Consider the following 10,495-nt stretch of genomic DNA (forward strand, 5'->3'; position numbering starts at 1 on the left):
GAAGGCGCGGAGGATCCGCTCTTCGGCCCGAACGCGCCGTCGATGAGCGTGTTCACCGCGCACAAGGAGTCCGCGGCCGAGACGCCGCCGGGTGCCGTGCTGCTGGCCACCAAGGAAGACTGCCCCGTGCAGGCGTACCGGGTCGGCGATCACCTGTACGCCACGCAGTTCCACCCCGAGGCGTCACCGCAGGACTTCGCCGATCGGATGGCGGTGTACCGCGCGTCCGGCTACTTCGACCCGAGCGAGTACGCGGCCACCGAGCGGATGGTGCTGTCGGCATCCGTCGACGGGGCCGACCTGCTGGGACGGTTCCCCGCCCTGCTCGGGGGTTGAGGCTCCTCCCGGGCGTCGCAGGGCTCAGCGCTGCAGCAGGGCGATCTTCTCGTCCAGGTAGCCGGCCAGCGGCATCAGCCCGCCGGTCGCCGACCAGCGCACCGCCGGTTCGCCGTCGAGCAGCGCGAGCGGGCCCGAGGCCTCGCCGGCGTCCACGGCATCCGCATCCAGCCGTTCCCAGCCGAGGTGCACGACCTCGCCCTCGGCGAATCCGCCGCGCCGGGCCATCGCGCGTCGCTCGGCACGCGCCCGGGACGACTCCGCGGTGTACCCGCGGCGCACCTCCTCGGCGGCGCGGAGGATCTCGCCGGTGGAGAGCACTCCGTCGTCGGTGAGCAGCAGCACGCCCAGATGCCAGGCATCCCCGACCCGCACGATCCGATCCCGCCGCCAGCGCGAGGTGCGCAGCAGGCCGAGTCCCTCGCGCGGGACGCGGGCCAGCCGCTCGCGCGCGGCGACGAGGAGTGCGGCGGTCGTGGTCACCCGTTCAGGCTAGCCGTCACCCGGCGGCGGGATATCCCTCCCGCTTCAGCAGCCGCGCCAGATGCACCGCGTTGGCGACCGCCGTGCGCATGGACGACTCCACGGAGGCGGGGGTCTCGGGCAGATCCTTGTAGTCGCTCTTCTGCATCGCCTCGCCGTTCCAGTACACGCATCCCTGCGCCGGCACGCTGAAGCCCACATCGTTGAGCGACTGGTACAGCACCGCCACGATGTGATGCGCACCGTCCTCGTTGCCCACCACGCCAGCCAGCGCGACCTTGTCGAACAGGGTGGGGCGGCCCTCGGCGTCGGTCTCCCCGAGCTCGGCGTCCAGGCGCTCCAGCACGCGCTGCGCGACGCTGGACTGCTGGCCGAGCCACGTCGGGGTCACGAGCACGACGATGTCGGCGGCGAGCACCTTCTCGCGAAGCGACGGCCACTCGTCACCCTCGCCCATGTCCTTGTCCACCCCGGGCAGGATGTCGTGGTCGACCGCCCGCACATGCGTGGTCGCGACATCATGCTCCTCGAGGAGACCGCTGATCTGCCCGCTGAGCTTCTCGGAGCTCGACTGCGCCGGCGAGGGCTTGAGCGTGCAGGAGATGGTCAGCGCGGTCAGTCCGCCCTCGCGCTGCGGTGCCTGGTCGTCCATGGTGGTTCCTCTCGGTCGATCGGGGCGGAGCCCCTGCGTACGAGCTGCAGGGCGACACTGACACCCGGCGGCCACGCTGTCCCCCGCGTTGACTCGCTCATCCCGCAGTGCTAACGGCGACAGCCCGCGGCGGCGGCCGGCGGGACCGGATGCACGTCGGCGCGCGGCGGTGTCAACCCCCTGTCGGTGGCGTCGGGAGCCTCGGCATCCTGGCGAGACAGACACGACGGAGAAGGAGAGCATCATGCCCCGTGGACGCGGCTCGAACAGCCTGAAGGATCCGGATCTCTACGAAGAGCTCCGCGACGAAGGAGCCTCGAAGGAGAAGGCGGCGCGCATCTCGAACGCCGCTGCCCGTGACGGGCGGAAGTCCGTCGGCAAGCGCGGCGGCACGGCCGAGGACTACGAGGATCGCACGGTCGACGAACTCAAGTCCCGCGCGAAGGAGCTCGGGCTCAAGGGCTACTCCGACAAGCGCAAGTCCGAGCTGATCTCGATGCTGCGCGATCACTGACGAAGACCACAGACGAAGACCACTGAAGGACCGGAGGAGAACGAAGATGACGCCCACGAAGAAGCCGAGCTCGACGCAGGCCGCGAAGAAGCAGAGCACCACCCCGCTCACGAAGGATCAGAACGCCGAGAGCGGATTCCACGCCTCCGAGCAGCTGGGCCAGAGCCTGCAGCGGGTGCTGGTCGACCTGGTGGACCTGCAGATCCAGGGCAAGCAGGCGCACTGGAACGTCGTGGGGAAGAACTTCCGCGACACGCACCTGCAGCTGGACGAGGTGGTCGAGGCGGCGCGGCGTCTGGGCGACACGGTCGCCGAGCGGATGCGGGCGCTGCACGCCATCCCCGACGGACGCAGCCGCACGGTGGCGGACACCACCTCGCTGCCGCCCTACCCGGAAGGCGAGGTCAGCACGACCGACACCGTCGACCTGGTCACCGAGCGGCTGGAGGCCGCGATCGCGACGGTGCGCGACGTGCACGACGCGGTCGACGAGGAGGACCCCACCAGCGCCGACATCCTGCACGTCGTCCTCGAGGAGCTCGAGCAGTTCGCCTGGATGGTGAGCGCCGAGAACCGCGCTCCGGCGTGATGCACTCTCGCGGCGGTGGTCCTCCCGCCGCCGCGAGGCCGCGGCTCCGGCCGTCATGGACCCGGACAGCCGGTCCATGACGGCCGGGATTCGCCGGGTCGGCGCGAGAAGGGCAGAATCGAGGCACACCTCCGCGTCTCTCCGCCCGAGGGATCTCAGCTCAGGAGCATCCATGCCTCAGTCCGACACCGCCCGCCTCCTCATCGCCTGCGACGACCAGCCCGGCATCGTCGCGGCCGTCGCCGGAGTGCTGGCGTCGCACGGGGCCAACATCATCTCGCTCGACCAGCACTCCACGGACGCGCACGGCGGCCGCTTCTTCCAGCGCACCGTGCTGCACCTGGAGGGTCTCGCGGCGAACCGCCCCGCGCTCGAGGCGTCGATCGCCGAGGTCGCCGAGCGCTTCGGCATGGAGTGGTCGCTGCACGACACCAGCCACCGTAAGCGCGTGGCCATCTTCGTCTCGAAGTACGACCACTGCCTGATGGAGCTGCTGTGGCGCACGCAGCGCGGCGAGCTCGACATCGATGTGACCATGGTCATCTCGAACCACCCCGACCTGGCGGAGTCGGTGCGCTCGTTCGGCGTCCCGTTCGTGCACATCCCGCGCGGCGACGGACCCGATGCCAAGGCCGAGATGGAGGAGCGCCAGCTGGAGCTGCTGCAGGGCAACGTCGATCTGGTCGTGCTGGCGCGCTACATGCAGATCCTCACCGACGACTTCATCGGGCGGATCGGCGCGCCCGTCATCAACATCCACCACTCCTTCCTGCCGGCGTTCATCGGCGCGAACCCGTACGCGCGCGCCAAGGAGCGCGGCGTCAAACTCATCGGCGCGACCGCCCACTACGCCACTGCCGACCTCGACGAGGGACCCATCATCGAGCAGGACGTCACCCGCGTCACGCACGCCGAGTCGGCCGCCGAGCTGCAGCGCCGCGGCGCCGACGTGGAGCGCTACGTGCTCGCGCGCGCCGTGAAGTGGCACGCCGAGGACCGCGTGATCGTGCACGGCCGCTCCACGGTCATACTCTGAGACGCGGCCGCACACTGAGACGCGGCCGCACACTGAGACGGAGCGCCGGGAGGTTCACATGCCGAAGCTGATGATCGTCGTCGGGAGCGTGCGAGAGGGCCGCATCGGCCTGCCGATCGCGCAGTGGGTGCGCGGTGCCGTCGAGCGGCACGGCGGGTTCGAGATCGACTGGGCGGATCTGAAGGAGATCGCGCTGCCCCTCATGACCGAGCCGAATCATCCGCGGCTGCGGCAGTACACGCAGCCGTCGACGATCGCTTGGAGCGAGCGCGTGGATGCCGCGGACGCCCTGCTGTTCGTGCAGCCGGAGTACAACTTCAGCTACTCCCCCGCCCTGAAGAACGCGATGGACCACCTCTCGCAGGAGTGGTGGCGCAAGCCGCTGGGCACGGTGAGCTACGGCGGGATCTCCGGCGGCACGCGCGGCACGGCGGCGCTGAGGGTGCCCGAGATGGCCCTCGGCCTCGTGCCGACCACAGTGAACGTCGAGATCCCGTGGGCGTTCAAGCAGATCGAGGACGGCGTCTTCACGCCGCTCGACTCACAGGCGGCGATGCTGGAGCGGATGCTGAACGAGCTGACGTCCCTGGACGCCGCGCTCGCGCCGCTGCGCGCCGCCCCGCGTCCCTGACGCGGGCGGACCCGCGTCAGGCGGGAACGCCCGCCAGCAGCTCGGCGAAGACCTCGGATGCGGTGTCCCAGCGCGCCAGCGGGGCGGACTGTCCGAGCCACAGCGACTGCAGCTCGCCCAGACCGCGCTGCCCCGCGACCGCGCGGAAGCGCCCGGTCAGCCAGTTCTGCGCCGGGAACGGCGCGATGGCGCCGGATGCCTCGATCTCGCGGACGGCACGGTTGGGAGCGCCGCGCGACAGTCGGCCGCTCATCGCGCGGGTCAGCACCGAGGCATCCGCCGCCGTCGACCGGATCGCGCCGCGGTGCGCCTCGTTCGCGGCGGACTCCGCCGTCGCGAGGAACGACGTGCCGACCTGCACACCCGAGGCGCCCAGCGCGAAGGCCGCGGCGACGCCGCGCCGGTCGCCGATGCCGCCGGCCGCGATGACGGGCACATCCACGGCATCCGCCACCTGCGGCAGCAGCGAGACGAGTCCGACCAGCGACTCCTCCGCGGGCTTCAGGAACGACACCCGGTGCCCCGCCGCCTCGGCGCCGGTCGCGACGATCGCGTCCACTCCGCCCTCGGCCAGCGCGACCGCCTCGGCCACGGTCGTTGCGGTTCCGACAACGCGGATGCCGCGGCGATGCGCCTCCTCGACCAGCGCGCCGGACGGCACCCCGAACACCACGCTGAGCACCGCAGGGGACGCCTCCCAGATCGCGTCGAGCTGCTCGTCCAGCGAGGGGAGGTAGCGTTCGGGGCGCGCGGACGGTTCCAGCCCGACCTCGGTGAAGAAGGCCTCCAGCGCAGCCGCATAGCCGTCGTGCTCCGGACCGGGCAGCACCTCGTCGCCGGTGGGCAGCCAGATGTTCAGCGAGAAGGGCGCGGCTGTCGCCTCGCGCAGCGCCGCCGCGGTCGCGCGGATCCGCTCTCCGTCGTAGCCGTAGAGACCGTACGAGCCGAGGCCTCCGGCCTCGCTCACCGCCGCGGTGAGTGCCACGGACGAGAGGCCACCGAAGGGCGCCAGGACGATCGGATGCCGGATGCCGAGCAGTTCGGTGAGTGCGGACGGTACACGCAGGTCGGTCATGCTCCGAGGCTACGCCCGCGTGCACGGGACGTTACGAGCGCCGACGGCGTCACGCACGCCGCCGCCCTGGCCCTGGCCCTGGCCCTGGCCCTGGCCCTGGCCCTGGCCCTGGCAGCCGGAATACTGGGATAGGTTTCCTGAAGGGGCCTTGCGTCCCCGCTGATCCGGGGTGGAATTCATGAGCGTACTGCGCCTCTCGACGCGCGATGCGTCACGGGTCGAGGAGACCTGGAAGCAGTTCGTGCCGTCCGCCGCGCTGCAGCGTATCGACCCCGAACGGTTCCGCTTCGACTGGTTCTCGGCCGAGGCGCCGGGCTTCAGCCTGGTGCGCTACGACCTGCGCGCCGAGATCCACTCGGTGGTCGAGCCCGAGGACCAGCTGCTGGCCTGCCAGGTGACGGGCACCAGCGCCGAGGTGCGCACGAAGCGCAGCTCTCTTGACGCGGGCAGCCCCTGGCTCACCGACGGCGCCCGCGTGGAGGCGCGGTGGGAATCCGCGCGGGTCTCGGCTCTGGTCTTCGAACGACGTTCGGCCGAGGAGCTCGCCCGGCGCATGTGCGGCGACGACACGCTCCGCCTGCGCGTGCAGACCGGCGCACCCGAACGCCGGTCGGCCGATGCCCACTGGTCGAGGACCATGGACTTCATGACCTCCGCTCTGGAGGACTGCGGAGGCGATGAGCTGGTGATCGCCGGGCTGCACCGCCAGGCGCTGTGGCTGGTCCTCACCGCCTTCCCCACCACCTTCCGCACCGCACTGGAGCAGGATCCGCAGACCCGTGCCGCCCCGGCGACCGTGCGCAGGGCCCTCGACTTCATCGATGAGAACGCGCACCTGCCGATCACCGTCGACGATGTCGCCTCCGCCGTGCACATCTCCACCCGCGGCCTGCAGTACGCGTTCCGGCGCGCGCTCGACAGCACGCCGGCGGAGCGGCTGCGACGCGCGCGTCTCGAGGGCGCACACCGCGAACTGCTCGCGGGCACCTCCGACACGATCGCCGTGATCGCCCGCCGATGGGGGTTCACGCACCCGTCCCGGTTCTCCGCGGCCTACCGCGACGCCTACGGCGTGCTTCCCGCCACGACGGCGGGACGTCGCCGCTGACGGGGCCGAGCCTCCCTTGATGACAGACGGCGAACAGCCTCTTCGCCCATGACGTCATGCGTCGCGTCCCTGCATCGCGCCGACGCCGCCGCGCGATAGATTCCTGTAGCCCGCCGATCCATGACGGGCATCCGCTCTATCCCCAGGAGTGCACGTGAACCGTCGTCATCCGATCCCGACCCGCCCCGGCCAGGACCGCTCGCGCAGCGGACGGCGCTGATCCGAGATGGGAAGCCTGTACTACGGCGACGCGCATGAGCCGATCTTCATCGAGGACCGCGCCCTCGCCCATCTCAAAGTGGTGATCGCCACCAAGCTGCGTCGCAATGAGAGCTTCACGCTGTCGTGGCGCCACGCCGACGGCGCCCCCGTCGGACGGAGCACCATCTGGCTGCACCCGTCCATTCCGCTCCGCTTCGTGTTCGACGAACCCGAAGCACCGCCGCTGAGCCGCACCTGGATCGAGGAGCTCGCGCATTCGGCGAACTCGAGCGGCGGCATCGCCCTCGTCGACGAGCACATCGAGAACCCGCCGCCGGGGGATTGACTCCGGCGGCGGGTGGGCCGATCAACGCGGGGGGAGGTGCGGGATCGGCGAAGGGGCCCGGGATCGATCGGATGAAGCACTGACCGCCGCATCGAGGTCACCGAGCAGCTGGGCGAAGTCGCGGAACCGAGTCCGCCGCGGGCACGGTCTGCGCAGCCACAGCACGTCGAGCGTGCCGGTGCTGTTGCGCTCGACGTAGGCGATCAGGCAGTCGGCGTCGCCCTGACGCCGTGCACGGTCGCAGATGCGCCAGCTGTCGCGTCCGAGCCACGTGACCTCCCAGTCCCCACGCGGGGTCGGAGCGTTCGGGGGGTCCGACAGCACGGTGCTCATAGCGGCTTCCCGCCGGTCACGGCGAGTACGGCGCCGGAGGTGTAGGACGACTCATCCGACGCCAGATGCACGTAGGCTCCGGCGAGCTCGGCCGGCTGCGCGGGACGGCCGAGGGGCGTGTCCTTGCCGAAGCTCGCGAGCTTGTCGGCATCCCATCCCGTCGCCGGAATCAGCGGAGTCCAGATCGGCCCGGGCGCCACGGCATTGACGCGGATGCCGCGCTCGCCCGCCTCCTCGGCGAGCGCCTTGACGAACGCCACCTGCGCGGCCTTCGTCATGGCGTAGTCGATCAGTCCCGGGGAGGGCTGGTACGCCTGGATCGAGGCCGTCACGATGATGGCGGCGCCCGGCTCGAGGTCGGGGTACGCGGCGCGGGCGGTGAAGAGCGTGCCCAACAGGTTCGTGTCGAACACCCGGCGCATGTCCTCGGTCCGCAGCGCGTCGAAGCTATCGATGTCGTGCTGGTACGCGGCGTTCAGGACAACGATGTCGAGGCCTTCCAGCTCGTCGCGGGCCCTTCGCACGGCATCCGTCGCGAACTCCTCGTCACGGAGGTCCCCAGGGATGCTGAGCCCGGTGCGGTCCTCCTGGCGGATCAGGTCCACGGTGCTGTCGGCGTCGTCCTGCTCCTCCGGCAGGTGCACGAGCGCGACGTCAGCGCCCTCGCGGGCGAAGGCGATGGCGACGGCTCGGCCGATGCCGGAGTCACCACCCGTGATCAGTGCCTTCCGCCCGTTCAGACGGCCGTGGCCGACATAGCTGGACTCGCCATGGTCCGGCTCCGGTTCGGTCTGGTCGGTCTTGCCGGGCTGGTCCTGTCGCTGCGGAGGCATCGGCTCGTCCCTGTGCGCGTCGCGCGGATCCTTGGTGCTGTCGCTCATCGTCGATCCTCTCCGGTCTGTGTGGCGTCGACGCTGTCATGGGCCCGCATCCGGAGCCAGGGGGTTGACACCCGAGCCGGTTCTCCTACGCGCGCGCGACAGACATGTCAACGGGCATTCGGCACCGCGGAGGCCGATGCACAGTGGGCGCGACAGTCACGAGGAAGGAGACGCGATGAGCGGCATCGATCAGGGCATGATGCCCGAGCACGTGCAGCCGCAGCATGCGGAGGACGACTCCGAGCATGAGGAGGGCGCAGGCACTCCCGCGGAGGACGAGACCCGGGTGGACACCGGTGCCGAGGACGAGGCCGAGCCGAACCGCGAGCACCGCGCCGAGGAGCCGAAGCCGATCGGCGAGGACGCTCACCCCGAGGGCGGGCTCCCCCACAGGAGCCAGCGGAAGCCGTAGGCCGGGCGAAGCCGGCAGGATCGCTTCAGCCGATCACTGCTCCGGCTGTGCCGCCTGCAGCTCTTCGCCAGCCCCTCCGCCGTCCCCGGCGTCCGGCGGCTCGGGCACGAGGTAGAGGCCTCCGGGCGAGTTGGCGGTGAAGGCGAGCGCTTCCGTCCAGCCCCGATTGATCGACGGCTGCCGGCTGCCGTAGTACTTGAACACGAGCGAGCTGCCGGGGTGCATCCACACCGTGGTGCGGCCGCCGCCGACGCTCACGTCCTCGCGCCAGCTGAATGGGAACGGCTCGCCGCGTCGGAGCTTGGCGGTGATGACGAGCTGCAGGTGCATCAGAGCTCGGTCCTCGATCTCCGTCTTGACGCCGTTCTCGTATACGAACTTGCCCATGTGCTGCCTCCGTGCGCTGGACGCGGACTGACGCATTCCAGATTCGGGGTCTACGTTAGGCGATATGGGACTGCTCTACTACGACGGGACGTCCGACCCCATCGAGATCGAGGACCGGGCGCTCGCGCATCTCAAGGTCGTCATCGCGACGAAGCTCCGGCGCAACGAGAGCTTCACGCTCTCGTGGAAGCACCCCGACGGCGCGGCGCCCGGCCGCTCGACCATCTGGCTGCATCCGTCCATTCCGCTGCGGTTCGTCTTCGAAACCCCGGAGCCCCCGGAGCTGCACGCCGAATGGATCACCGCGATGGCGCACTCCGCCAACACGAGCGGCGGGATCACCATGGTCCCCGAGGACATGGCGTCGCCGGAGTAGACACCGCGCTGGCAGGTCCGCAGCCCCGCCGTCAACCCCCTGTTCGAGAATCCGGCCCCTTCGTACCGTGGCATCAGCCGGGGCACCTCCGCCCCGCCGGACGAAGGGATCGTCATGAACCTGCTGTTCATCATCATCGCGGTGGTCGCGATCATCCTCGCCATCACCGGCGGCCTCGTGCAGTCGCTGAACTTCCTGCTCTGGGTCGGGCTCGTGCTGCTCGCGCTGGCGGTGATCGCCTGGCTGATCAGGGCGATCTCCGGTCGCAACGCAGCCTGAGTCACATGGCGGAAGCGCCCCCGCCGAAGGCTGCCGACGGCGCCTTCACCTGGGTCGAGTTCGTCGATCGCAATGAGCGCGACGTGCTCGCCGGGGTGAGGCGCCTGTCGGCGCATTCGGCACTCTTCGAGGAGTCGCTCGGGCGCGGACGCCCACCTCGACTCGAAGTGCTGGACGGGCAGCTGATCGTGATCGCCTGGGATCTGGATCCCGACAAGGTGACCAGCAAGCCGGGCGAGGTGGTCATCCTCGCGGGCGACTCCTGGCTGCTGACCGCGCAGTGGGACGGCGACGGACCGGCCAGGCCGCTGCGCCCGCTGGTCGAACGCGAGCATCCCAGCGGGGCCACCCCTCTGGGGGCTGCGTACCGCACCCTTGCGGCGGTCGTGCGCTCATACGAGGCCACGGTGGCGTCGATCGAGAACGAGCTCGACGAGGTCGAGACCGAGGTGTTCGATCCCGCCGTCGACGAGGACTACGAGCGCATCTACCGGTTGCGCAGGCGCATCGGGCACCTGGACCGCGCGGCATCCGCGCTCCGTCGGGGATTCGAGACGAACGCCGAATCCCTGGACGAGCTGCTCCGGGACGATCCGGCGCTGTATCAGTACTTCCGGCACATGCGCAGCGATCTGGCGGCGCTCGCCGACCTGCTCGCCACCCAACGCATGGCCCTGGATGCGGTGGTCTCCAGCCATGAGAGCAACGTGTCGTCGCGTCAGAACCGCGACATGCGCACCATCGCGGCGGTGGCGGCGCTGCTCGCGCTGCCGACCGTGGTCGCCGGCGTGTACGGCATGAACTTCAAGGACATGCCCCTGCTGCACGTCCCGGGCGGCTGGGTGTTCGTGCTGAT

At 70.5% G+C, this 10,495-nt stretch carries 16 protein-coding genes and 1 pseudogene; 11 read left to right on the forward strand and 6 right to left on the reverse strand.

Going from position 1 to position 10,495, the window contains the following annotated elements:
- A pseudogene (locus BGN97_RS17370) lies at positions 1-336 on the forward strand (GMP synthase); the annotation flags it as partial.
- A gap of 24 nt (positions 337-360) precedes the next feature.
- Here BGN97_RS17370 and BGN97_RS17375 read toward each other — a convergent pair.
- Together BGN97_RS17375 and BGN97_RS17380 are read right to left on the reverse strand one after the other, a co-directional pair.
- Complete coding sequence (locus BGN97_RS17375; protein WP_292704369.1) at positions 361-819, reverse strand: glutaminase; 459 nt, start codon at positions 817-819, stop codon at positions 361-363.
- Positions 820-835: 16 nt separating this feature from the next.
- On the reverse strand, positions 836-1,471 hold the full coding sequence (locus tag BGN97_RS17380) for an NAD(P)H-dependent oxidoreductase (protein ID WP_292704372.1): 636 nt from the start codon (positions 1,469-1,471) through the stop codon (positions 836-838).
- A 244-nt stretch (positions 1,472-1,715) separates the two neighbouring features.
- Between BGN97_RS17380 and BGN97_RS17385 the strand changes: the two genes are divergently transcribed.
- The 4 genes from BGN97_RS17385 (at position 1,716) to BGN97_RS17400 (ending at position 4,241) form a co-directional block, all read left to right on the forward strand.
- Positions 1,716-1,985, forward strand: coding sequence for a Rho termination factor N-terminal domain-containing protein (locus BGN97_RS17385; protein WP_292704375.1), 270 nt, complete (start codon positions 1,716-1,718; stop codon positions 1,983-1,985).
- A 46-nt stretch (positions 1,986-2,031) separates the two neighbouring features.
- Positions 2,032-2,574, forward strand: coding sequence for a DNA starvation/stationary phase protection protein (locus tag BGN97_RS17390; protein WP_292704378.1), 543 nt, complete (start codon positions 2,032-2,034; stop codon positions 2,572-2,574).
- Positions 2,575-2,746: 172 nt separating this feature from the next.
- A complete protein-coding gene (gene purU, locus BGN97_RS17395) occupies positions 2,747-3,610 on the forward strand; it encodes a formyltetrahydrofolate deformylase (RefSeq protein WP_285637342.1) in 864 nt (287 codons plus the stop codon).
- 58 nt (positions 3,611-3,668) lie between these two features.
- Entirely contained in the window at positions 3,669-4,241 is a 573-nt protein-coding gene (locus BGN97_RS17400; RefSeq protein WP_292704381.1) for an NAD(P)H-dependent oxidoreductase, read from the forward strand.
- Between the two features lie 16 nt (positions 4,242-4,257).
- On the opposite strand, the gene BGN97_RS17405 is transcribed toward BGN97_RS17400, so the two are convergent.
- On the reverse strand, positions 4,258-5,316 hold the full coding sequence (locus BGN97_RS17405) for a DUF561 domain-containing protein (RefSeq protein ID WP_292704384.1): 1,059 nt from the start codon (positions 5,314-5,316) through the stop codon (positions 4,258-4,260).
- 178 nt (positions 5,317-5,494) lie between these two features.
- Here BGN97_RS17405 and BGN97_RS17410 point away from each other — a divergent pair, with 178 nt between their 5' ends.
- The gene (locus BGN97_RS17410) at positions 5,495-6,424 is read left to right on the forward strand and encodes an AraC family transcriptional regulator (protein WP_292704387.1); all 930 of its coding nucleotides are present in this window, start codon (positions 5,495-5,497) and stop codon (positions 6,422-6,424) included.
- 226 nt (positions 6,425-6,650) lie between these two features.
- Complete coding sequence (locus BGN97_RS17415; protein WP_292704390.1) at positions 6,651-6,971, forward strand: hypothetical protein; 321 nt, start codon at positions 6,651-6,653, stop codon at positions 6,969-6,971.
- A 21-nt stretch (positions 6,972-6,992) separates the two neighbouring features.
- Here BGN97_RS17415 and BGN97_RS17420 read toward each other — a convergent pair whose 3' ends face one another.
- Positions 6,993-7,304 carry a hypothetical protein gene (locus BGN97_RS17420; protein ID WP_292704393.1) on the reverse strand — a complete coding sequence of 104 codons (312 nt, stop codon included), beginning with the start codon at positions 7,302-7,304 and terminating at the stop codon, positions 6,993-6,995.
- The gene (locus tag BGN97_RS17425) at positions 7,301-8,185 is read right to left on the reverse strand and encodes an SDR family oxidoreductase (RefSeq protein ID WP_292704396.1); all 885 of its coding nucleotides are present in this window, start codon (positions 8,183-8,185) and stop codon (positions 7,301-7,303) included. The genes BGN97_RS17420 and BGN97_RS17425 overlap by 4 nt, the downstream gene beginning before the upstream one ends.
- Before the next feature lie 175 nt (positions 8,186-8,360).
- Between BGN97_RS17425 and BGN97_RS17430 the strand changes: the two genes are divergently transcribed.
- On the forward strand, positions 8,361-8,597 hold the full coding sequence (locus BGN97_RS17430) for a hypothetical protein (protein ID WP_292704399.1): 237 nt from the start codon (positions 8,361-8,363) through the stop codon (positions 8,595-8,597).
- A 33-nt stretch (positions 8,598-8,630) separates the two neighbouring features.
- On the opposite strand, the gene BGN97_RS17435 is transcribed toward BGN97_RS17430, so the two are convergent.
- A complete protein-coding gene (locus BGN97_RS17435; protein WP_292704402.1) occupies positions 8,631-8,984 on the reverse strand; it encodes an ATP-dependent DNA ligase in 354 nt (117 codons plus the stop codon).
- A gap of 64 nt (positions 8,985-9,048) precedes the next feature.
- Between BGN97_RS17435 and BGN97_RS17440 the strand changes: the two genes are divergently transcribed.
- From BGN97_RS17440 to BGN97_RS17450, 3 genes are all read left to right on the forward strand, one after another.
- Positions 9,049-9,360 (forward strand): hypothetical protein, encoded by a 312-nt coding sequence (locus tag BGN97_RS17440; protein ID WP_292704405.1) that lies wholly within the window; start codon positions 9,049-9,051, stop codon positions 9,358-9,360.
- 114 nt (positions 9,361-9,474) lie between these two features.
- Positions 9,475-9,639 carry a hypothetical protein gene (locus BGN97_RS17445; protein WP_285637370.1) on the forward strand — a complete coding sequence of 55 codons (165 nt, stop codon included), beginning with the start codon at positions 9,475-9,477 and terminating at the stop codon, positions 9,637-9,639.
- A 5-nt stretch (positions 9,640-9,644) separates the two neighbouring features.
- Positions 9,645-10,495 (forward strand): CorA family divalent cation transporter (locus tag BGN97_RS17450; RefSeq protein WP_292704407.1); only part of this gene is annotated, 851 nt, incomplete at its 3' end.

The sequence above is a fragment of the Microbacterium sp. 69-10 genome (genome assembly GCF_001897945.1).
Taxonomy (GTDB): domain Bacteria; phylum Actinomycetota; class Actinomycetes; order Actinomycetales; family Microbacteriaceae; genus Microbacterium.